The following is a 20,011-nucleotide window of genomic DNA, read 5'->3' as shown; positions in this document are numbered from 1 at the left end:
AGCCGACCGTCAGGCCGCGCGGTAAGCGCCCTTGCTCAGAATGGGTGCGACGCTGCTGGCTTCGATGTCCAGGGCGATATCAACGTCTTGGACAAAACCCCTGCCGATAAGCTCGCGCCCCGATGCCGAGTCACGGATCAAGCGTGCGATATCGTCGCCGGTTGAACGGAAGGCGCTTCTTGCGATCTCCGCCTCGGGCGAGCAGGGAAGATCCAGATGATGGATGATGGCACCCGCGCCCAGCAGATCTTCGATCGCCGGGCGCAAGCTGTCATCCGGCCAACGCTCTCCCGCAGGGACCACGCCAATCGCGCCCTCTCCCGCCATCGCACGAGCCACCCGCGCGACTGCGGCGGCATTGCGCAAGCAGCCGGTCAGAACCGGCGTGGCACCTCCGGCCAGGGACAAGCGCGAGCCATTGGGTGATGGCAGCATCAGCATTGTTCCGGTCGTGACCGTCATCAGGCTCGCGGGCGACAGGCTGAACTGCCCACCCCCGGCGCCTCTGGGATAAGCCAGTACCGCGCCCGCCTGCCTGGCGGCGATCTCCGCCGCACTACGGTCTCCATATGGGAAGGGAACCACTGCGGCTCCCCTCGACACGGCCACATCGACCGCTGTGGAGAAAGACAGGACATCCACGATGACCAGCACCGCGACCTGCTGCCGCAGAGTCTCGACGCCAGCCATACCCCATTCGGTGTGAACTGAACTCACTCTGCGTCATGCCCCTGGCGCATATCCCTAATAGGACTGCGAAAACCGCAGCAGATACCCATCCGGGTCCTGTACGATGAACTGCCGCACGGTGCTGGCGCCGCCTTCGACGCGATAGGATTTCTCCTCCGGCGGCAGGTAAAGCGGCCACCCGGCCTGCTCCAGCGCCGCCAGGATCGGGTTGCAATCCGGGACTGCAATCTGGAAGTTGATCCCACGGCCAAAGGGCTTTTCCAGCCTGCCGGTGATCCAGCGGCGGCCGGGGCCGGCCGCCTCCTCCAGCATCACCTGGGCCCCGTCACGGTCCAGATAGGCGAAGCGATCCTCCGGCCGGTCATAGGAAACGCGAAAGCCGCACAAGTCGCACCAGAAGCGAAGGCTGGCCGCCAGATCGGCGACCAGCAGTTCCGGAACCAGGACGGCCCGGCGAAGCTCGCTCACCCGAGGCCCGCGACCACCAGCATCAGCGCCGCCATGGCGCCACCCGCGACGCGGACGACCGTGCGGTTGGTGATGGCTTGCGCGCTGAAGACGCCCAGCGCATGCAGCGCGGCGGTGGCGATCAGGAAGCCCGCCGCATAGGGGAAGGCCCCTGCCCCGGCCAGTTCCGTGCCATGGGCATGGCCATGCAGCAGCCCGAACACCGCCACCAGCGGAACGGCCAGCGCCAGCGAAAAGCGCGCGGAGGCGGCGACCAGCGCGCCGAGGATGATGACGGAGGCGAGGATGCCGGCCTCCACCATCGGCAGCGCGACATCCGCCGCGCCCAGCCCGAAGCCGAGCACCATGGCGCCCAGAAAACCCGCCGGCAGCGCCCAGAGCGCCCGACCACTGAGCAGCCCGGCCCAGAGGCCCACCGCCACCATGGCCAGCACATGGTCCAGCCCGCCGACCGGGTGCAGGAAGCCGGCGGCGAAGCCATGCACATGATCGCCCGCGCCATGCGCGAAGGCGGGCATCGGCGCCAGAAGGACGGCGAGGGTGAGAAGACGGCGCATCAGGCAATACCTCCGGATTTCAGGATAAAGTCGGCGATCTCGGACACGCCCTGGTTCGCCTTCAGGTTGGTGAAGATGAAGGGACGCGCGCCGCGCATCTTCTTGGCGTCGCGGTCCATGACGGACAGGTCCGCGCCGACCAGGGGGGCGAGATCGGTCTTGTTGATGACCAGCAGGTCGGACCGGGTGATGCCCGGCCCGCCCTTGCGGGGGATCTTGTCGCCGGCCGAGACATCGATGACGTAGATCGTCAGATCCGCCAGTTCCGGGCTGAAGGTCGCGGCCAGGTTGTCCCCGCCGGATTCGATGAACAGCACCTCCAGCGCCGGGAAGCGGCCGGACATTTCGGCGACGGCGGCGAGGTTGATGGAGGCGTCCTCCCGGATCGCGGTATGCGGGCAGCCGCCGGTTTCCACACCCATGATGCGCTCCGGGGCCAGGGCGCCGGAGCGGGTGAGGAATTCCGAATCCTCCTTGGTGTAGATGTCGTTGGTGATGGCGGCGATGTCGTGGCTGTCGCGCATCGCCTTGCAGAGGCGATCGACCAGCGCGGTCTTGCCGGAGCCCACGGGGCCGCCGATGCCGACGCGGAAAGGGCCGTTACTCATGATCTGAAGAGCCTTGTGTATTGCGTCTCGTGGCGCAGCGAGAACAGGTCGATGATGGGCGCAGCGCTGCCGATGTCATCGGCACCCGTCACCGCCAAGGCGGCTTCGGTGGCGGTGGTGAGCGCCGGCAGCAAGGCAGCCGTGGCGATCTGGCCATCGGTCTGACCAAGCGGCACCAACCGCACACCCGCGGAAACCAGATTGGCGGCGAAGGCAGCGAGCCAGCCGAAACAAGATTCACGCAGCGGCATGCCATGGAAGCCGGCGGCGGCACCGAAGGCCACCGCATGCGTCAGGCGCCCTGGATGGCGCGTGGTGAAGGCGCAAAACGCCGCATGAGGCCAGGCGGCATTGGTGGCGATGGCGAAGGCGCCGCCGGGCTGCGTCGCCTCCAGCGCCAGCTCCGCCGTGCCGCGCAGGGCGGCGGCAAGCTCGGCCAGCTCGTCCAGCGCCGCGGCATCCCCGGCCACGGCAGCGCGCCAGGACAGCGCCAGCAACCCGCCATCCACCGCCCCGGCGCCATGCGCCAGCGCGGCCTCGGCATAGGCGACGAGGCCGGCGCGATCGGTCACCGCGCCCTCCTCCACCGCCATCTCCAGCCCGTGGCTGTAGCTGAAGGCGCCGGTCGGATAGGCGGGCGACAGCCAGGCGAGCAGCCGCGCCAGGGCGCCGAGGTCAGTGCTCGTGGTGATGGTGGTCATGATCGTGGTCGTGGCCGTGGTGACCATGCGGATGCGCCGGCAGGCGGTTGTGCTCGCCATAGGCGCCACCCTCCGGATTGAAGGGCGCGCGCACTTTTTGCAGCGTGGCGCCAAGGCCTTCGAGCATGCGGATGATGACGTGGTCGTGGCGGATCAGGATGCGGTCGCCATCCAGCTCCGTCGGCAGGTGGCGATTGCCGAGATGCCAGGCGAGGCGCAGCAGCAGCGCCGGGCTGGAGGCAGTGACGGAAACCAGATCCTCCGCCGCCGCGCGCAGCCGGATGAAGCCGCCGGATTCCAGTTCCAGCCCATCGCCCTCGCGCATCACCGTCGCTTCGCCGAGGTCCAGCAGGAAGCTGCCACCACCATCGGTCAGATAGACCTTGCGGCGGCGAAAACGGTCGTCGAAATCGACCGTCACGCTGTCCTTCGCTTCGGCTTCCGGCCAGCTTCCGGCGGGGTGGACGGCAATGGCGCGGGCTTGAGGCATGGGCTCTCTCAGAACAGGAAGTAGCGCTGCGCCATTGGCAGCGAGGTGGCGGGCTCGCAGACCAGCAATTCGCCATCGGCGCGGACCTCATAGGTTTCCGCATCGACCTCGATCCTGGGCAGCGCATCGTTCAGCACCATGTCACGCTTGCTGATGTTGCGGGTGTTCGTCACTGCCAGCATCGGGCGTTGCAGGCCGAGGCGTTCCGCGATGCCACCCTCCAGCGCCGCCTGGCTAGTGAAGGTGACGGAGGACAGCGTATTGGCGCGGCCATAGGCGCCGAACATCGGGCGATAGTGGATCGGCTGCGGCGTGGGGATGGAGGCGTTGGGATCGCCCATCGGCGCCATGGCGATGGTGCCGCATTTCAGCACGTAGTCCGGCTTCACGCCGAAGAAGGCCGGCGACCACAGCACCAGGTCCGCCAGCTTGCCCACGGCGATGCTGCCAACATGCGTGGCGATGCCCTGCGCGATGGCCGGGTTGATCGTGTATTTCGCGATGTAGCGGCGCACCCGCAGATTGTCGTTGTCGCCCGTCTCGCCGGGCAGCCGTCCGCGCTGCTGCTTCATCTTATGCGCGGTCTGCCACGTGCGGATGATGACCTCGCCGACACGTCCCATCGCCTGGCTGTCGGAAGACATCATGCTGATGGCGCCGAGATCATGCAGGATATCCTCCGCCGCGATCGTCTCCTTGCGGATGCGGCTTTCGGCGAAGGCGACGTCTTCCGGGATGCGCGGGTCCAGGTGATGACAGACCATGAGCATGTCGAGATGCTCATCGACCGTGTTGCGGGTGTAGGGCATCGTCGGATTGGTGGAGGACGGCAGGAAATTCGGCTCGCCGATGACCCGCAGAATGTCCGGCGCATGGCCGCCACCGGCACCTTCGGTATGAAAGGCCTGGATGGCGCGGCCGCCGATGGCGCGGATGGTATCCTCGACGAAGCCGCTTTCGTTCAGCGTGTCCGAATGGATGGCGACCTGGATGTCGAACTCATCCGCCACCTTCAGGCAGGTGTCGATCGCCTTCGGCGTGGTGCCCCAGTCCTCATGCAGCTTCAACCCACAGGCGCCGGCGCGGATCTGCTCCTCCAGCGCATCCGGCAGCGCCGCATTGCCCTTGCCCAAAAAGCCGAGATTCATCGGGATGGCCTCGGCCGCCTGCAGCATGCGCGCCAGGTGCCAGGGGCCCGGCGTGGCCGTGGTGGCGAGCGTGCCATGCGCCGGACCGGTGCCGCCGCCGAACATGGTGGTGACGCCGGAGACCAGCGCCTCCTCGATCTGCTGCGGGCAGATGAAGTGGATATGCGGGTCGATGCCGCCCGCCGTCAGGATGCGCCCCTCACCCGCCAGCACTTCCGTGCCCGGGCCGATGATGATGGTGACGGCCGGCTGCGTATCCGGATTGCCGGCCTTGCCGATGCTGTGGATCAGCCCGTCCTTGAGGCCCACATCGGCCTTGTAGATGCCGCTGTGATCCACGATCAGCGCATTGGTGATGACGGTATCCACCGCGCCATCGGCACGCGTGACCTGCGACTGGCCCATGCCATCGCGGATCACCTTGCCGCCACCGAATTTCACCTCCTCACCATAGGTGGTGAGGTCGCGCTCCACCTCGATGATCAGGTCGGTATCCGCCAGACGCAGCCGGTCGCCGGTGGTCGGGCCGTACATGCCGGCATAGGCGCGGCGAGAGAGCTTTGCGGGCATCAGAGCTTCCCCTCCGTCTCACCGCGAAAACCATGCACGATGCGCGCACCGGCATAGGGCACCAGCCGCACACTGCGCGACTGCCCCGGCTCGAAGCGCACCGCGGTGCCGGCGGGGATGTCGAGCCGCTGGCCATGTGCGGCCGCACGGTCGAAGCGCAGCGCCGGGTTGGTCTCGGCAAAATGATAGTGGCTGCCGACCTGGATCGGGCGGTCGCCGGTATTCGCCACCTCGATCTCCGTCGTGGGGCGGCCGGCGTTGAGTTCGATCTCACCCGGGGCGGGAAACAGTTCGCCCGGGATCATCGGATGGGCTCATGCACGGTGACAAGCTTGGTGCCGTCCGGGAAAGTCGCCTCCACCTGGATCTCATGGATCATCTCGGCGATTCCCTCCATCACCTGGTCGCGGGTGACCACCGTGGCGCCGTCGCGCATCAGCTCCGCCACGCTGCGGCCGTCGCGGGCGCCTTCCACCACGTAATCGGTGATGAGGGCCACGGCCTCCGGATGGTTCAGCTTCACGCCACGCTCCAGCCGCCGTCGCGCGACGGTGGCCGCCATGGCGACCAGCAGCTTGTCCTTCTCACGCGGCGTCAGGTTCATGCGTCACCTCCGTCGAATGCCAAGCATGGCCCATGCCAGATCATGCACGCCAGAGCCTGGGCAGCAAAGGCGGCAGACCGAGGGCGGCCGCCCGCAAGGCACAGATGGCGGCGGCGAGACTGGCGCGCACCGAACCCGCCTCCCCCAGCCAGCGTGCCACGAGCAGACCGGGGGCCACCAGCCCGGCGCCACCACCCGCCAGATCCCGCGCCAGGTCGCGATGCGACGCGGCCTCCGGCATGGCCAGCACCAGCGTTGCCATGGCGCCGGCGCCGTCCAGGGTGAAGCGATGCGACAGGGTGGCGGCATCCAGTTTCAGGGCCTCGACCCAAAGCAGCCTTCCCCCACGGCGAATGCGCCAGCGATCCGCCAGCGCGCCGCCGGCAAAAACCTCGCCCCGCGCGGCGCGGCCGAAAACCAGCATCTCCGCCGCCAGAAGATGGCTGCCGGGCTCCAGCGCAATATCCAGGCTGCGGGTCAGTCGGGCGTCGTTGAACAGGATGGTCTCCTGCGGGAGCCATTCGCAGACGGCGCCTTCCGCGACATCGAGGTTGCCGGCGATTTCCGTCCGCGGGCCGAGGCTGCGATAGATTTTTTCGGCCGCAGGGGTTGTGGCGGTCAGCCGCGCCCCGGCATCGAGCCGCAGCGCCACGTCCAGCCGGTCCCCACCCGCCAGGCCACCGGCGACATTCACCATCGCCACCTGTTTCGGCTCGCTGGGGTCCGCATCCGGGAACAGCATGCGCAGCGGGGCGGATTGGAACAGGTGGAGGATGCGCGCACCGCCGGGTGCGGCGGCCAGGCGCAGTTCGGCACGCCCGCGGGCACGCTGGTGGCGAGTCTCGAAAGTCATCCCAATGACCATCGCATGGCCGGGATGCGGCGGCCAGACTTCGGTCATCTGCCCAATACTGATGCGAACCGAACGGCGACTGTGCAGAGGACGCTCGTTTCGGGGGCAGCCGTTCAGGTTTCGTTTGCGGAAACGGAAGGAATGCGCCTATCGAATCGTATGCGATGCCGTGGCACGTATCTCGCAATGCCGCATTCTGGGGCGCTTAGACGCCGCCGGTTCGTGCATCCCCGAGGAGGCTTCAAAAAAATGATCCATCGCCTGCCCATCACACGGCGCGCCGCCCTGGCCGGCCTGGGCGCCGCTCTGGCCGCTCCCGCCATCCGACCCTCCTTCGCCCAATCCGCGCCGATCAAGGTCGGCGTCCTGCACTCCCTCTCCGGCACCATGGCGATCAGCGAGACGGCGCTGCGCGACACCGTGCTGATGATGATCGAGGCGCAGAACGCCGCCGGCGGCATTCTGGGACGCCGGCTGGAAGCGGTGGTGGTCGATCCGGCCTCCAACTGGCCGCTGTTTGCCGAGAAGGCGCGGGAGCTGCTCGCGGTTTCCAAGGTCGATGTGACCTTCGGCTGCTGGACCAGCGTGTCCCGCAAATCCGTGTTGCCGGTGTTTGAGGAGCTGAACGGCCTGCTATTCTACCCCGTGCAGTATGAGGGCGAGGAGGAGAGCAAGAACATCTTCTACACCGGCGCCGCGCCGAACCAGCAGGCGATCCCGGCGGTGGAATATCTGATGGGTCCGGATGGTGGCGAGGCCAAGCGCATCGCGCTGCTCGGCACGGACTATGTCTATCCGCGCACCACCAACCGCATCCTGCGCGCCTTCCTGAACAGCAAGGGCATCCCAGATTCCGACATTCTGGAGGAATACACGCCCTTCGGCCACAGCGACTGGCAGGGCATCGTCAGCCGCGTGAAGCGTTTTGCGGGCGAAGGCAAGAAGACCGCCATCGTCTCCACCATCAACGGCGACGCCAACGTGCCGTTCTACCGCGAGCTGGGCAATCAGGGCATCAAGGCGGAAGACATTCCCTCTGTCGCCTTCAGCGTCGGTGAAGAAGAGCTGGCCGGCATCGATGCGCGTCCGCTGGTCGGCCATCTGGCCGCGTGGAACTACTTCATGTCCGTCGACAGCCCGGCGAACACGCAGTTCAAGACCATGTGGCAGGCCTATATCAAGAACCCGCGCCGCGTGACCAACGACCCGATGGAAGCCACCTTCACCGGCTTCAAGATGTGGGCGCAGGCCGTGGCGCAGGCCGGGACCACCGCGGTCGATCCGGTGCGCACGGCAATCATCGGCCAGAAGGTGGACGCCCCCTGCGGCTTCACCGAGGAGATGCACGCCAATCACCACCTTTCGAAGCCGGTGATGATCGGCGAGATCCAGGCGGATGGGCAGTTCAACATCGTCTGGAAGACGCCGAACGCGATCCCGGCGGAGAACTGGTCGCCCTTCATCCCGGAGAATGCGAACCGGCGCCGCGGCTGAGAATCAGGGGGCGGCCTGGCGCCGCCCCCGCCTGATCCGCATGAAGCATCCCTTCCTCATTGTCCTGCTGCTCTTCGCGCTGGCCCTGCCGGCGCGCGCGCAGGATGCCTTCACCGCCGGGCTCACCGGGCTCGGCACCAGCTTCAACCAGACCGCGGAGTCCGTGGACCGTCTCGGCGCAAGCGGCGACCCACGCGCCCTTCCCCTGCTGCGCGCGCTGAATGATGGCCGGCTGCTGCGTCGGGCCGATGACACGCTGCTGATTCGCGAGGCGGCCGGCACCACCGAAGCACTGACCGGCGCGGCGGCCGATGCCACGGGGGCGGAGCTGGTACGGCTGAACAACCGCGTGCGCGTGGCCCTGCGTGGCGCGCTGGGCCGTCTGCAACTGGTCTCGCCCGATCCCGTCGAGCGTCAGGCGGCAGCGGAGGCGGTGTTCCGAAGCCGTTCGGCGGAGAATGTGCCGCTGCTGGATGCGGCCTTGGCGCGGGAGACGGTGCCGGCGATCCGGGCGCGCATCGCGCTGGCGCTGGCGGCCTCTCGGCTGATGGCCAATGACCCGGAGAACAAGCTTCTGGGCGTGACGGCGCTGGGCGCCACCTCCTCCCCGGAAGCACGCGCCGTGCTGCTGGAAGCCCGCGCGACGAACCCCGCCATCGCGGCGCAGATTGAGGATGCGGTGGCGGCGATCGATCAGCGCCTGGCGGTGCGCCGCGCGGCGGAAACGTTGTTCCAGGGCCTGTCCCTCGGTTCCGTTCTGCTGCTGGCGGCGCTGGGGCTCGCCGTGACCTTCGGCGTGATGGGCGTGATCAATATGGCGCATGGCGAGTTCGTCATGCTCGGCGCTTACACCACCTTCATCGTGCAGGAGGCGCTGCGCGGCATTCCGATGTTGCAGCCCTGGTCCCTGCCCCTGGCCGTGCCGGCCGCCTTCCTCGTAACAGCTGCCTGTGGCGCGGCGATGGAACGCGGCTTGATCCGGTATCTGTATGGCCGGCCGCTGGAGACGCTGCTGATGACCTTCGGCGTCGGCATGATGATCCAGCAATCCGTGCGCCTGGCTTTCGGGGCACAGAATCGGGAGATCATCAGCCCGGCCTGGATGCAGGGCACGTTGATGCTGCCGGGCGACATCGCCGTGACGCAGAACCGCCTGTGGATCCTGGTCTTCTCGCTGGTGATCCTGGGCCTGACGGTGGCCGCGATCCGCTTCACCCGCTTCGGGCTGGAAATGCGGGCGGTGACCCAGAAGCGCGCCATCGCGTCTTCCATGGGCATCCGCACGGGCCGCGTGGATGCGCTGACCTTCGCCTTCGGGTCCGGCATCGCCGGCATCGCCGGCGTGGCGCTGAGCCAGATCGACAACGTCTCCCCCAACCTCGGCACCGGCTACATCATCGACAGCTTTTTGGTGGTTGTCTTCGGCGGCGTGGGATCGCTGGCGGGGACGCTGGTCGGGGCCTTCGGGCTGGGTACCATCAACAAGATTCTGGAGCCCTGGGCCGGCGCGGTATTGGCCAAGGTTTTCGTGCTGGTCGCCGCCATGCTGTTCATCCAGCGCAAGCCGCGCGGGCTGTTCGCCCAGAAAGGGAGGGCGGCGGACGCATGATCCTTGCTGTGTCACCCCTCGCCGCGGATGCGCGGCTACGGTTCGGCCTGCGGGCGGGGCTTGCCATCTTCGTGCTGCTGCTCGGCATCATGCCGCTGCTGAACCTGCTGCCGGCGACCAACCCGCTGCATGTCTCGGATTTCCTTGTCTCCATCACAGGCAAATGGATCTGCTACGCCATCCTGGCGCTATCGCTGGATCTCGCCTGGGGCTATGCGGGCATTCTCTCGCTCGGCCATGGCGCCTTCTTCGCGCTGGGCGGCTATGCCATGGGCATGCATCTGATGCGGATGATCGGGCCGCGCGGCGTGTATGGCCATCCGGTGCTGCCGGACTTCATGGTCTTCCTCGGCTATCAGGAACTTCCCTGGTACTGGCTGGGCTTCGACAGCTTCCCCTTCGCCATGCTGATGGTGCTGCTGGTGCCGGGCACGCTGGCGCTGGTCGTCGGCTTCCTGTCCTTCCGCAGCCGCATCACCGGCGTCTATCTCTCGATCCTGACGCAGGCGATGACCTTCGCGCTGATGCTCGCCTTCTTCCGCAATGACATGGGCTTTGGCGGCAATAACGGCTTTACGGATTTCAAGGAGCTGTTGGGCTTCGCGCTGAATACCTCCGGCGCGCGGGCGGGGCTGTTCTATGCCTCGCTGATCGCGCTGGTGCTGTCCTTCCTGATCTGCCTGCGGCTGACGCGCAGCAAATATGGCCGGGTGCTGACGGCGATCCGCGACGCGGAGAGCCGCGTGCGCTTCCTCGGCTACAACACCACCAGCCACAAGTTGTTTGCCTTCGTCCTGTCCGCGATGCTCGCGGGCGTGGCTGGCGCGCTTTACGTGCCGCAGGTCGGCATCATCAACCCGGGCGAGTTCAGCCCCGCCAATTCGATCGAGGCGGTGATCTGGGTGGCGGTTGGCGGGCGCGGCACGCTGGTAGGCGCGGTGCTCGGCGCCTTCACCGTGAACGGGTTGAAGACCTGGCTGACCAGCGCGGCACCCGATCTGTGGTTGTTCGTCCTCGGCGGGCTGTTTGTGGCGGTCACGCTGTTTCTGCCGAAGGGGCTGATTGGCCTGGCGAGGGGGCGCGCGAAATGAAGGAAGGGCGCCGCCTCTATCTCGATGGCGTCTCGGTGGTCTTTGACGGCTTCCGGGCGCTGAACAATCTCTCGCTCATTGTCGAACCTGGGGAGTTGCGCTCGGTCATTGGCCCGAATGGCGCGGGCAAGACGACGATGATGGATGTCATCACCGGTAAGACGCGCCCCACGGCGGGCAAGGTACTGTTCGGCGAGACCGACCTGACCAAGATGGATGAGGCCGGCATCGCCAATCTCGGCATCGGCCGCAAGTTCCAGAAGCCCACCATGTTCGACGCGCTGACGGTGTTCGAGAATCTCGAACTCGCCCTGAAGGCGCCACGCGGCCCCATCGCCTGTCTGCGCTGGAAGCTGAATGGGGAAGCGCGGACTCGCATCGAGATGACCATGGCGGAGATCGGCCTGACCGAGCGCGCTCAGGACCTGGCCGGCATCCTCAGCCACGGCCAGCGGCAATGGCTGGAGATCGGCATGCTGCTGATGCAGGACCCGGAACTCCTGCTGGTGGACGAACCCGTGGCGGGGATGACGGATTCCGAAACCGAGCACACCGCCGCCTTGCTGGTCCGCATCGCCGGGCGTCGCAGCGTGGTGGTGGTGGAGCACGACCTGGAATTCGTGCGCGCCCTCGGGCGACGCGTCACCGTGCTGTGTGATGGCAGCGTGCTTTCGGAAGGGTCGATCGACCATGTGCAGAACGACCAGCGCGTGATCGAAGTTTATCTGGGGCGGTGAGATGCTGACGGTATCCGCAATCGACCTGTCCTATGGCGCCAGCCTTTGCCTGCGCGGCGTCTCGCTGGAAGCGCATCCCGGCAAGGTCACCGCCGTGCTCGGCCGCAACGGCGTCGGCAAATCCTCGCTGCTCCGCGCCATCATGGGGCTGGAGAAGGTGCGCGCCGGCACCATCACCTGGGAAGGCCGCGACGTGACGCGGCTGGGCCCGGCGGAACGCGCCCGCGCCGGCATCGGCTATGTGCCGCAGGGACGGGAGATCTTTCCCTTCCTGACGGTGCAGGAAAACCTGGAAACCGCCCTGGCCGCGGCACCGCGCGGCTCGGGCGTGGATTCCGAAATCTTCGATCTGTTCCCGATCCTGCGGCAATTCCTGCGCCGGCGCGGTGGCGACCTTTCGGGCGGTCAACAGCAGCAGCTCGCCATCGGCCGCGCGCTCTGCGCCCGCCCTCGCCTGCTGATCCTGGACGAGCCGACGGAGGGCATCCAGCCCTCCGTCATCAAGGACATCGCCCGCGTCATCCGCCATCTGGCGAAGGACCGCGGCATGGCCGTGATCCTTGTGGAACAATATTACGACTTCGCCCGTGAGCTGGCGGATTCCATCGCCGTGATGGTCCGCGGCGAGGTGGCATTGGGCGGCCCCGCCGGCACGCTGGATGAGGAAGCGGTACGCAAGCTGCTCACCGTATAGACAGCACGCCCTTGGCATCCAGCGACAGCGGCGGGGTGCCGGGGCGGGCGGCGAAGACTTCCTCCGGATGGAACAGGTAGAGCCAGGGCGGGTTCTGCCGCAGGCGTGCCATGCAGCGGCCATAGGCAGCCTCGCGATCCCCCACCTCCTGCCGCGCAGCGGCGAACAGCGCCTCCAGTTCCGCATCGTCATGGCCCTGCCACCACAGGCCCTTTGTGGTGGAGGACACCTTGTCGTCCAGCACGCGGAAGCTGCTATGCGGCGTGGAATCGAAGATCGCCATATCGCCGATCTGCTTGCGCCCAACCTCCCGCGCATATTCGGGCCGGTCCTCCTGCACCTCGATCCGGCAGTCGAGGCCGATGGCGACAAGGTCCTGCGCAACCTTCGCGCTGATCTCCCGCGCCCGTTCGGGCATGAAGGTGGGCGTACGGATCAGCAACTGGCTGGGAATGTCGCAGCCTTGCAGCAGCCGCTTCGCCGCCTCCGGATCATAGGTGAAGGGCGTGGGGGGCTGCAGCCGCATGCCGAGATGCAGCGGGCTGGCGACACTGGCGCTGCGCTGGCCGAGCCCGTGGCAAAGGCCGTCGATGATGCCCTGGACGTCCACCGCATGGTTCACCGCCAGCCGCGCGGCCGGGCTGGCGAAAAGCCCCGCGAAGCCGTTCAGGTAGTACATGACGGATTGGCAGTGCATCGCCCGGCCCCAGACCAGGTCCGCGCCGAAATCCAGCGCATGCTCCGCACGCTCCAGGTTCATCGCCACATCCACCGCGCCATCGCGCAGCGCGCGCAGCCGGTCCTCCGCCTCCGGCATCGCCAGGGCCTCGATCCGATCCGGGCCAGCACCGGGCGCCACGCGCCGCAGCACCGCCCGGCGATCCTGTTCCAACGCCTCGACCCGATAGGGGCCGGTGCCGAGCACGGCGCGCCCCTCCGCATCCTCCCGGCAGATGTAGAATTCGGAGAAGATATCCAGGATGTCGGCGAAGGGCGTCGGATGGTCCATCGCCAGGATATCGGCCGCCACGGCGGTGAAACGCGCCTCCGCCAAGTAACGGGCATAGGCCCATTTCATGCCGAACTGGTCGATGGAGGCGCAGATCTCGGTGATGTAATGCAGCACATCCTCCGCCGTGCAGGGCTTGCCATCATGGAAGATGGCGCCGGGACGGATGCGAAAGCGCCAGTTGCGCGCAGTGCCGTCATGCGACCAATCGGCCAGCAGGCCCGGCCGCGCCTCGCCCTGCTCCCAACGCGTCAGCGGCTCCAGCACCCAGTTCTTCAGGGTGAGGATGGAGGTGTCGTCGGTGACCGAACGGGCGGGGAGGAAGCGGCATTTGGCGGCCGCGAGGCGAAGCGTTGTCATGCCGCCTTGCTGCTCGATTCGCACCTCTGGCGCAACCGCCAAAACGGCGTAGCCTTCCCGCGATTCACCGGAGACGCCGCATGGCCCTGACCACCGAGATCGCCCGCCAGCTCGCCCTCTGCGCCGTGCCGACGGTGAATGCCGTGATGGCCAAGTCCGGTCTGGGCAGCAACCATATGCGCAGCCTGGCGCCCATCGGCCCGAAGCGCCGCTTCGTCGGCCGCGCGGTGACGCTGCGCGCCATCCCGACGCGGGAGGATCTGAAGAAGCGCGTCGCGGCCGGCGAATTGCCGGACCTGCAGATGGCGGCCTTCGAATCGCTTGGGCCGGACGATGTGCTGGTGATCGAGGCGGGTGGCGATCTGCGCGCCTCCGTCTTCGGCGACATCATGGCGACCTACGCCCTGGTGCGCGGCGCCGCGGCCATCGTCATCGATGGCTGCGTCTCGGATCAGGAGGCGATTGCCGGAATCGACCTGCCCGTCTTCGCCAAGGGCAACGCCGCCACCTCCGCCTCCCTGTTCCTGCACTTCACGGAGATGGGCGGGCCGGTCGGCTGCGACGGCGTGGGCGTGATGCCCGGCGACGTGCTGGTCGGCGACGGCAATGGCGTGGTGCTAGTGCCCGCGGCCCATGCGGCGGAGGTCGCGGCTGCCGCCGCGGCGCGGGAGGAGATGGAGGCCTTCATCGTCGAACGTATCAAGGCCGGCGCGCCGCTGAAGGGTACCTACCCGGCCAATGAGGCGACGCGCGCCGCCTTCGCGGAGTGGAAGGCGGCGCGGGGCGGCTGACTACGGCACGGCCATGCCGCGCGCCACGCCCGGGCGCGCGGCCATGGTCCGCATCCAGGCCCGCAGATGCGGCAGGCCACCAGCCCGGTCCAGCAACCGGCCACGGAAGGCAGCGGTCGGATACAGCGCGAAATCCGCCACTGTTACCTCCTCGCCGCACAGATAGGGCGTGGTGGCGAGCTGCGCATCCGCCTGGCCCAGGAAGCGCAGCAGCCGCGCCTCATAATGCGCGATGATCGGCGCGGGCGTGTCGGTGAATTCGCTGGTCAGGACAAAGATCGGATGCGTCGCGCTGATAACGTCCGTCATCACATAGGACATCCATTGCAGCACCAGGGCGCGCGCCGCCGCCTCCTTCGGCAGGAAGCGTCCTTCCTGCTCGCACAGATGCTGCATGATGGCGAAGGACTGGGTCATGGCGATGCCGGTCGCATCGTCCTTGAGCACCGGGATGGCGCCGTGCGGCGCGATGGCCATCATCTCCGCCGGCTTGGTCGCCGGATCGTCGATATCCACAGCATGGGCGCGGTAGGGCAGGCCCAGCTCCTCCAGCATGATGGAGACGCGCAGCCCGTTGGTGGTCCGGGCAGACCAGATCTCGATCATTGGGGGTCGAAGGTCCTGAGAATGGGCGCCCAGAGCGCTTCCTGCGCCTGCATATAGGCGAGATGGGCGGCGGGGCTGGAGGGGGTGATGTCGACGTTCAGCCGTTCGAAGGCCGCGCGATTGGTGGCGCTGGCGAAGACGGCGTCGAAGCCCTCCTGCAACCGGTCGCGGACGGGGGCTGGCATGCCCTTCGGCCCGAACAGGCCCATCCAGCTCATCACCACATAGCCGGGCAGGCCGCTTTCCTCAATGGTCGGCAGCTCCGGCATGGCGGAGGCGCGGCTGGGGCCGGTGGTTGCCAGGCCGCGCCACTGGCCGGCGCGCACCGGCTCCACGGTGCTGGCGATGGAATTGAACATCACCTGCACGGCGCCGCTGGTCAGGTCCGCCCGTGCCAGGGCATCGCCGCGATAGGGCACATGCACCATCTGGGTGCCCGTCATCCGCATGAACATCTCGGCGGACAGATGAATGGACCCGCCGGCGCCGGCCGAGGCGAAGTTCAGCCGCCCTGGATTGGCCCGCAGATGGGTGATGAACTCCTGCACATTGCGTGCGGGTACGGAGGGATGCACGACCAGCACGTTGGAGGAGGCGAACATCAGCCCCAGCGGTTCCAGGTCGCGTTCCCAGCGGAAGGGCGTGTCCCGCAGCAGATAGGCGGTGTTGATGGTATTGGGGCCGCCGATGACCAGCGTGTAGCCATCCGCCGGCGCCCGCGCCGCGGCCTCCGTGCCCAGATTGCCACCCGCGCCCGGGCGGTTATCCACCAGCACGCGCTGGCCGTAATGTGCCGCCAGCGCATCGGCGAAGGCGCGGGTCTGCGCATCCGACGCGCCACCGGCCGGGAATGGCACGATGATGCGGATCGGCCGCGTCGGGAATGTCTGGCCGAGGACGGCGCCTGGCCAGGCCAGCGCGGCGGAGAGAAGAAGCTTCGCGAGCAACCTACGCATGGCAGGATCCTTCGACGCGCCGATTTACCAAAGGCCGGGCAGCCACAGCGACAGCGCCGGAAACAGCAGCAGGATGATGATGCGCACGATGTCGGAGAGGCAGAACGGCATGACGCCGCGATAGGTCTCCCCCATGGGGATGTCCTTCGCCATGGCATTGATGACGAAGAGGTTCATGCCGAAGGGGGGCGAGATCATCCCCACCTCCACGCTCATCAGCACCAATATGCCGAACCAGACCAGCACCTGATTGCGGTCCATGCCGAAATCCAGGCCGAGCATCAGCGGGATGAAGATGGGCAGGGTCAGCAGCACCATCGCCATGCTTTCCATGAAACAGCCGAGGATCAGGTAGACCACCAGGATTGCTGCGAGGATCGCCAGTGGCGGTACCGGCAGCGCCGCCACCATGGTGGAGAGTTCCGATGGCAGATGCGACAGCGCCAGCGCCGCGCTGAACAGCTCCGCCCCCAGCAGCACCAGGAAGATCAGGCCGGTGGTCTCGGCGGTGGAGAGCAGGCTCTCCTTCAGCCCCTGCCAGCGCATGCCACCCAGCACCACGGCGAGGATACCCGTGGCCGCAGCGCCGATCGCCGCCCCCTCCGTCGCGCTGAACCAGCCGCCATAGATGCCTGTGACGACGGTGATGAAGACCAGCATCACCGGCCAGACTTCACCGGTTGCGCGGATGCGTTCCCGCCAGGGCATCCGCTCCACCGCCGGCGCGGCGCCAGGCACAAGGCGCGCGTAGATGTTCACCACCAGCATATAGCCCGCGGTGGCGATCAGCCCGGGAATGACGGCGGCGATGAACAGGGCGCCGATGCTCATCTCGGTATAGATCGCGTAGATCACCAGAATGACGCTGGGCGGGATCAGGATGCCGAGCGTGCCGCCCGCCGCCAGCGTGCCGGTGGCAAGCGCCGGCGAATAGCCATGCCGCCGCATCTCCGGCAGCGCCACCTGGGACATGGTGGCGGCGGTGGCGAGCGAGGAGCCGCAAATGGCGCCGAAGGCCGCGCAGCCGCCGATGCTGGCCACCGCCAGGCCGCCGCGCCAATGCCCCATCCAGGCGCGCGCGCAGCGGAACAGCGCGCGGTTCATACCGCCCTTGGTGGCGAAATCGCCCATCAGCAGGAACAGCGGAATGACGGAGAGCGTATAGGCGGAAAAGCGGCTGAAGGTCAGCGTGTTCAGCGTGGCGAAAAGTCGGTCCCAGCCCGACAGCTCCGCATAGCCAAGCCCGCCCACCAGCAGCATGGCGATGCCGACCGGCATGCGCAGCGCGATCAGCGCCAGCGCGCCGCCGAACATCAGAAGACCGATGGCGAAGTTGCTCATGCCGCGCGACGCGGCCGCAACAGCCCCTCAATCGCGACGAAGCAGGCGCAGAGGCACCAGGCCAGCATGCCGAGCGCCGCCGCCGCATAGCCCCACCAGAAGGGCAGTTGCAGGAACATCGTGTCCCTTTCGCGATCCCACATATTGTAGCCACCAATCGCCAGCCGCCAGGCCAGCACCGCCACCACCAGCGCCGCGACGGCGCGCATCACCGCATCCAGCCCCGCGATGCCGCGCGCGGGAAGTTTCTGGGTGAAGAAATCCACCACCACATGCGCGCCCTTCATTTCGCAAAGCGGCATGCACAGCGCCACGGCGACACCGAGGAGCATCTCGACCACCTCGCTATCGCCCAGGATCGGCCGCCCAAAGGCGCCGCGCAGGACGGAGGCGGTGGTGACCGCCACCGCCGCCAAAAGCAGAAAGCCCGCGAGAATGGCGCAGCCCACCGCGAGCCGGGTAAAGCCGGCCCGCAGAGCCTCCAGGCTCATACGCGGCCGTGCTTGGCCGTGATGGCCTGCAGATCGTCGAACATCGCGCGGCCATCGCGGCCACGGCGCGTCATCTCCGCGATCCAGGCGTCGTAGGCCGGCTGCACGGCCGTGCGCCAGCGGGCCTTTTCGGCATCGCCAATGGCGATGATCTCATTGCCGGCAGCGATGGTCGCATCCACGGCCGGCTTGGTCTGCGTGTCCCAGATGGCGCCGCGATTGGCGGCGAGCGCCGGGCCGGAATTGGCGTCGATCACGGCCTTCAGGTCCGGCGGCAGGCGATTGTAGCTGCGGCCGTTCATCAGGGTCAGGATCATGCCCTGGAACAGGCCGACGCCCGGCGGCTCGCTGTGGAATTTCGCGACTTCGTACAGGCGGAAGGGCTGGGTGATCGCCCAGTTGATGAGGAAGCCGTCCACCTGGTTGCGCGCCGTGGCTTCGTAGACTCCGCCCAGCGGAATGCCCACCGGCGTGCCGCCGAGCGCCGTCACCGCCTCCCCAATGAAGCGGCCGGCGACGCGCAGCTTGAGCCCCCGAAAGTCCTCCATGGTGCGGATCGGCTTGCGGGAGGTGTGGACCAGCGCGCGGTCGGTGGCATGCACAGCGATGATCTTGATGCCGCGATATTCGGTATCGGCCAGATGCTTGGCGATGAATTCCATCGCCGCCGGGCTTTCGGTTGCGGAGAGGCCGGTGTTCAGGAAGGGCAGTTCCAGCCCCTCCGTCCCCATGAAGCGGCCGGGCGTGAAGCCGGGCACGGTCCAGATCATGTCGACCACGCCGTCTTCCAGCTGCTGCACCAGGTCGCGCGGCTGGCCGCCGAGCTGCATGGCGGGGAAGACATCGATCTTGATACGCCCACCGGATTCCTGCGCCACTTTCGCCGCCCAGGGGTCCAGATGCAGCGTGTGGTCCAGCGCGGTGGGGGAGGAGAAGCTGTGCAGCCGGAAGGTGAAGGTGGTCTGCGCCCGTAGCGTGGCCGGCGCGGCCAGGGCCAGGCCGGTGGTCACACCGGCGCCCAGCAGGTGACGACGATTCAGCATGATCATGCTCCTGTTCAGCGCGCGGGATGCGCGGGCACGAAGACCGGCTTCAGCAGCCAGCGACGCGCGATGTCGAAATAGCCGGGGAAGACGTAGTGGCCGTTATGTTCCAGCAGCTTCTCGCGATGGCGGCGCCAGAAGCCGGGAATCTCGAACCAGGCCATCTGCGGATACAGGTGGTGGACGATATGCAGGTTGTTCCACAGGAACAGCAGGCCGAAGACCCAGTTGGATTCGACGCTGGCCGTGCGTTCGCCCGGCGTCGGACCCCAGCGATGCTCGATGAAGGCGCGCAGCAGGCCGAGGCTGAGCCCGGGCAGCACGAAGACCAGGTAGTAGTGCCAGACCGGCATGCCGGCGACGCCGGAGACGAACCACAGCACCACCGCGAGGCCGGCGAAGAAGCGCAGCCAGATCGGCACATCCCGGAAATCCCCGGCGCGCAGCTTGGCCCATTCTGTCAGCACCAGCTTGCGCAGCCGCAACACCGGGCCGATGGTCAGCCGGCCGAGCAGGGTCTGATTGAACAGCAGCACCGCCTGCCAGGGGCGTGAATAGCCGGACCAGTCCTCCCGCCGGTGATAGACGCTCTCGGTGTCCTCGCCGGGATAGGTGAGCACCGTATTGCGGTGATGCGCCGTGTGGCTGCGCTTGTAGAGCTCGAAGGGGAACCAGCCCCCAATGGGCGGCCAGACCATCGCCGTGCGCAGCCAGCGCGGAATGCTGCGCCAGCCGTGGATCGCCTCATGCTGCAGGGAGAAGTGCCAGGCCAGCACATAGGCCCCGCCCAGCATCTGTAGCGGCCAGGGGATGCTGGCATGGAACCAGACCAGCGCGAACCAGGCGGCATAAATGGCGAAGGCCACGCCCCAGGTCGGCACTTCCCATCGCCGCCACCAGACCGGTGAGGGCGCGAGCGCGGCCGAGCGGGGAAGCGTTTTCTCCTGCATGCCGCCAGCGTGGCAACAATCCGTGGCGGCTTGCAAGCGGGATCGCTCGCCTCAAACCACGCCCCCGCGCCGCGTTGCGCGGACGGCAAGCAGGCGATGCCGGTATACGCAGCAATGCGACCCGGCATACGATTTCCGCCTCCGTTCCGG

General features: G+C 67.4%; 23 protein-coding genes. 6 read left to right on the top strand and 17 right to left on the bottom strand.

What is annotated here, in order from left to right; genetic code table 11:
- Positions 1-9: 9 nt before the first annotated feature.
- The 10 genes from ACVFYP_RS11840 to ACVFYP_RS11795 are packed head-to-tail and all read right to left on the bottom strand — an operon-like array spanning position 10 to position 6,737.
- Positions 10-690 carry a 2-phosphosulfolactate phosphatase gene (locus ACVFYP_RS11840; protein WP_499200370.1) on the bottom strand — a complete coding sequence of 227 codons (681 nt, stop codon included), beginning with the start codon at positions 688-690 and terminating at the stop codon, positions 10-12.
- Positions 691-744: 54 nt separating this feature from the next.
- Positions 745-1,158, bottom strand: a complete 414-nt coding sequence (locus tag ACVFYP_RS11835) for a bleomycin resistance protein (protein WP_499200369.1) — start codon at positions 1,156-1,158, stop codon at positions 745-747.
- A complete protein-coding gene (locus ACVFYP_RS11830) occupies positions 1,155-1,715 on the bottom strand; it encodes a HupE/UreJ family protein (RefSeq protein WP_499200368.1) in 561 nt (186 codons plus the stop codon). Before ACVFYP_RS11830 ends, ACVFYP_RS11835 begins: the two co-directional genes overlap by 4 nt.
- Positions 1,715-2,323 carry an urease accessory protein UreG gene (gene ureG / locus ACVFYP_RS11825; RefSeq protein WP_499200367.1) on the bottom strand — a complete coding sequence of 203 codons (609 nt, stop codon included), beginning with the start codon at positions 2,321-2,323 and terminating at the stop codon, positions 1,715-1,717. The genes ACVFYP_RS11830 and ureG overlap by 1 nt, the downstream gene beginning before the upstream one ends.
- Positions 2,320-3,084 (bottom strand): urease accessory protein UreF, encoded by a 765-nt coding sequence (locus ACVFYP_RS11820; RefSeq protein ID WP_499200366.1) that lies wholly within the window; start codon positions 3,082-3,084, stop codon positions 2,320-2,322. Before ACVFYP_RS11820 ends, ureG begins: the two co-directional genes overlap by 4 nt.
- Positions 2,999-3,514: an urease accessory protein UreE gene (locus ACVFYP_RS11815; RefSeq protein WP_499200365.1), complete on the bottom strand. Its 516-nt coding sequence runs from the start codon at positions 3,512-3,514 to the stop codon at positions 2,999-3,001. Before ACVFYP_RS11815 ends, ACVFYP_RS11820 begins: the two co-directional genes overlap by 86 nt.
- Positions 3,515-3,522: 8 nt before the next feature.
- Positions 3,523-5,232, bottom strand: a complete 1,710-nt coding sequence (gene ureC, locus ACVFYP_RS11810; RefSeq protein WP_499200364.1) for an urease subunit alpha — start codon at positions 5,230-5,232, stop codon at positions 3,523-3,525.
- Complete coding sequence (locus ACVFYP_RS11805; RefSeq protein ID WP_499200363.1) at positions 5,232-5,537, bottom strand: urease subunit beta; 306 nt, start codon at positions 5,535-5,537, stop codon at positions 5,232-5,234. Before ACVFYP_RS11805 ends, ureC begins: the two co-directional genes overlap by 1 nt.
- Positions 5,534-5,836, bottom strand: coding sequence for an urease subunit gamma (locus ACVFYP_RS11800; protein WP_216837806.1), 303 nt, complete (start codon positions 5,834-5,836; stop codon positions 5,534-5,536). Before ACVFYP_RS11800 ends, ACVFYP_RS11805 begins: the two co-directional genes overlap by 4 nt.
- Positions 5,837-5,876: 40 nt before the next feature.
- Complete coding sequence (locus ACVFYP_RS11795) at positions 5,877-6,737, bottom strand: urease accessory protein UreD (protein WP_499200362.1); 861 nt, start codon at positions 6,735-6,737, stop codon at positions 5,877-5,879.
- 201 nt (positions 6,738-6,938) lie between these two features.
- Here ACVFYP_RS11795 and urtA point away from each other — a divergent pair, with 201 nt between their 5' ends.
- From urtA to urtE, 5 genes are all read left to right on the top strand, one after another.
- Complete coding sequence (gene urtA, locus ACVFYP_RS11790; protein WP_499200361.1) at positions 6,939-8,183, top strand: urea ABC transporter substrate-binding protein; 1,245 nt, start codon at positions 6,939-6,941, stop codon at positions 8,181-8,183.
- Positions 8,184-8,223: 40 nt separating this feature from the next.
- Entirely contained in the window at positions 8,224-9,792 is a 1,569-nt protein-coding gene (urtB, locus tag ACVFYP_RS11785) for an urea ABC transporter permease subunit UrtB (RefSeq protein ID WP_499200360.1), read from the top strand.
- An 89-nt stretch (positions 9,793-9,881) separates the two neighbouring features.
- Positions 9,882-10,883 (top strand): urea ABC transporter permease subunit UrtC, encoded by a 1,002-nt coding sequence (urtC, locus tag ACVFYP_RS11780; RefSeq protein WP_499200480.1) that lies wholly within the window; start codon positions 9,882-9,884, stop codon positions 10,881-10,883.
- Complete coding sequence (gene urtD, locus ACVFYP_RS11775; protein ID WP_499200359.1) at positions 10,880-11,620, top strand: urea ABC transporter ATP-binding protein UrtD; 741 nt, start codon at positions 10,880-10,882, stop codon at positions 11,618-11,620. The genes urtC and urtD overlap by 4 nt, the downstream gene beginning before the upstream one ends.
- A gap of 1 nt (position 11,621) precedes the next feature.
- Complete coding sequence (gene urtE / locus ACVFYP_RS11770; RefSeq protein ID WP_499200358.1) at positions 11,622-12,314, top strand: urea ABC transporter ATP-binding subunit UrtE; 693 nt, start codon at positions 11,622-11,624, stop codon at positions 12,312-12,314.
- Here urtE and ACVFYP_RS11765 read toward each other — a convergent pair.
- Entirely contained in the window at positions 12,304-13,683 is a 1,380-nt protein-coding gene (locus tag ACVFYP_RS11765; protein ID WP_499200357.1) for an ABC transporter substrate-binding protein, read from the bottom strand. The two genes, urtE and ACVFYP_RS11765, sit on opposite strands and share 11 nt — an antisense overlap.
- An 80-nt stretch (positions 13,684-13,763) precedes the next feature.
- Between ACVFYP_RS11765 and ACVFYP_RS11760 the strand changes: the two genes are divergently transcribed.
- Positions 13,764-14,474 carry an RraA family protein gene (locus tag ACVFYP_RS11760; RefSeq protein WP_499200356.1) on the top strand — a complete coding sequence of 237 codons (711 nt, stop codon included), beginning with the start codon at positions 13,764-13,766 and terminating at the stop codon, positions 14,472-14,474.
- On the opposite strand, the gene ACVFYP_RS11755 is transcribed toward ACVFYP_RS11760, so the two are convergent.
- From ACVFYP_RS11755 to ACVFYP_RS11730, 6 genes are read right to left on the bottom strand one after another with little or no spacing between them, the layout of a single operon-like run.
- The gene (locus ACVFYP_RS11755; protein WP_499200355.1) at positions 14,475-15,080 is read right to left on the bottom strand and encodes a glutathione S-transferase family protein; all 606 of its coding nucleotides are present in this window, start codon (positions 15,078-15,080) and stop codon (positions 14,475-14,477) included.
- A complete protein-coding gene (locus ACVFYP_RS11750; protein WP_499200354.1) occupies positions 15,077-16,036 on the bottom strand; it encodes a Bug family tripartite tricarboxylate transporter substrate binding protein in 960 nt (319 codons plus the stop codon). Before ACVFYP_RS11750 ends, ACVFYP_RS11755 begins: the two co-directional genes overlap by 4 nt.
- Positions 16,037-16,060: 24 nt before the next feature.
- Positions 16,061-17,377, bottom strand: a complete 1,317-nt coding sequence (locus ACVFYP_RS11745) for a TRAP transporter large permease (protein ID WP_499200353.1) — start codon at positions 17,375-17,377, stop codon at positions 16,061-16,063.
- Entirely contained in the window at positions 17,374-17,868 is a 495-nt protein-coding gene (locus tag ACVFYP_RS11740; RefSeq protein WP_499200352.1) for a TRAP transporter small permease, read from the bottom strand. Before ACVFYP_RS11740 ends, ACVFYP_RS11745 begins: the two co-directional genes overlap by 4 nt.
- Positions 17,865-18,911: a TRAP transporter substrate-binding protein gene (locus ACVFYP_RS11735; protein ID WP_499200351.1), complete on the bottom strand. Its 1,047-nt coding sequence runs from the start codon at positions 18,909-18,911 to the stop codon at positions 17,865-17,867. Before ACVFYP_RS11735 ends, ACVFYP_RS11740 begins: the two co-directional genes overlap by 4 nt.
- Before the next feature lie 14 nt (positions 18,912-18,925).
- Entirely contained in the window at positions 18,926-19,861 is a 936-nt protein-coding gene (locus tag ACVFYP_RS11730) for a fatty acid desaturase (protein ID WP_499200350.1), read from the bottom strand.
- Positions 19,862-20,011: the final 150 nt, after the last annotated feature.

This window comes from Roseomonas sp. F4, assembly GCF_053891155.1.
This window is presented reverse-complemented; position numbering and strand designations above follow the sequence as displayed.

Bases quoted from the DNA above. Each gene is read 5' to 3' on its own strand.
- ACVFYP_RS11840 (WP_499200370.1), bottom strand. From the start codon at position 690: ATGGCTGGCGTCGAGACTCTGCGGCAGCAGGTCGCGGTGCTGGTCATC.
- ACVFYP_RS11830 (WP_499200368.1), bottom strand. From the start codon at position 1,715: ATGCGCCGTCTTCTCACCCTCGCCGTCCTTCTGGCGCCGATGCCCGCC.
- ureG (WP_499200367.1), bottom strand. From the start codon at position 2,323: ATGAGTAACGGCCCTTTCCGCGTCGGCATCGGCGGCCCCGTGGGCTCC.
- ACVFYP_RS11820 (WP_499200366.1), bottom strand. From the start codon at position 3,084: ATGGCGAGCACAACCGCCTGCCGGCGCATCCGCATGGTCACCACGGCC.
- ACVFYP_RS11815 (WP_499200365.1), bottom strand. From the start codon at position 3,514: ATGCCTCAAGCCCGCGCCATTGCCGTCCACCCCGCCGGAAGCTGGCCG.
- ureC (WP_499200364.1), bottom strand. From the start codon at position 5,232: ATGCCCGCAAAGCTCTCTCGCCGCGCCTATGCCGGCATGTACGGCCCG.
- ACVFYP_RS11805 (WP_499200363.1), bottom strand. From the start codon at position 5,537: ATGATCCCGGGCGAACTGTTTCCCGCCCCGGGTGAGATCGAACTCAAC.
- ACVFYP_RS11800 (WP_216837806.1), bottom strand. From the start codon at position 5,836: ATGAACCTGACGCCGCGTGAGAAGGACAAGCTGCTGGTCGCCATGGCG.
- ACVFYP_RS11795 (WP_499200362.1), bottom strand. From the start codon at position 6,737: ATGACCGAAGTCTGGCCGCCGCATCCCGGCCATGCGATGGTCATTGGG.
- urtA (WP_499200361.1), top strand. From the start codon at position 6,939: ATGATCCATCGCCTGCCCATCACACGGCGCGCCGCCCTGGCCGGCCTG.
- urtB (WP_499200360.1), top strand. From the start codon at position 8,224: ATGAAGCATCCCTTCCTCATTGTCCTGCTGCTCTTCGCGCTGGCCCTG.
- urtC (WP_499200480.1), top strand. From the start codon at position 9,882: ATGCCGCTGCTGAACCTGCTGCCGGCGACCAACCCGCTGCATGTCTCG.
- urtD (WP_499200359.1), top strand. From the start codon at position 10,880: ATGAAGGAAGGGCGCCGCCTCTATCTCGATGGCGTCTCGGTGGTCTTT.
- urtE (WP_499200358.1), top strand. From the start codon at position 11,622: ATGCTGACGGTATCCGCAATCGACCTGTCCTATGGCGCCAGCCTTTGC.
- ACVFYP_RS11765 (WP_499200357.1), bottom strand. From the start codon at position 13,683: ATGACAACGCTTCGCCTCGCGGCCGCCAAATGCCGCTTCCTCCCCGCC.
- ACVFYP_RS11760 (WP_499200356.1), top strand. From the start codon at position 13,764: ATGGCCCTGACCACCGAGATCGCCCGCCAGCTCGCCCTCTGCGCCGTG.
- ACVFYP_RS11755 (WP_499200355.1), bottom strand. From the start codon at position 15,080: ATGATCGAGATCTGGTCTGCCCGGACCACCAACGGGCTGCGCGTCTCC.
- ACVFYP_RS11750 (WP_499200354.1), bottom strand. From the start codon at position 16,036: ATGCGTAGGTTGCTCGCGAAGCTTCTTCTCTCCGCCGCGCTGGCCTGG.
- ACVFYP_RS11745 (WP_499200353.1), bottom strand. From the start codon at position 17,377: ATGAGCAACTTCGCCATCGGTCTTCTGATGTTCGGCGGCGCGCTGGCG.
- ACVFYP_RS11740 (WP_499200352.1), bottom strand. From the start codon at position 17,868: ATGAGCCTGGAGGCTCTGCGGGCCGGCTTTACCCGGCTCGCGGTGGGC.
- ACVFYP_RS11735 (WP_499200351.1), bottom strand. From the start codon at position 18,911: ATGCTGAATCGTCGTCACCTGCTGGGCGCCGGTGTGACCACCGGCCTG.
- ACVFYP_RS11730 (WP_499200350.1), bottom strand. From the start codon at position 19,861: ATGCAGGAGAAAACGCTTCCCCGCTCGGCCGCGCTCGCGCCCTCACCG.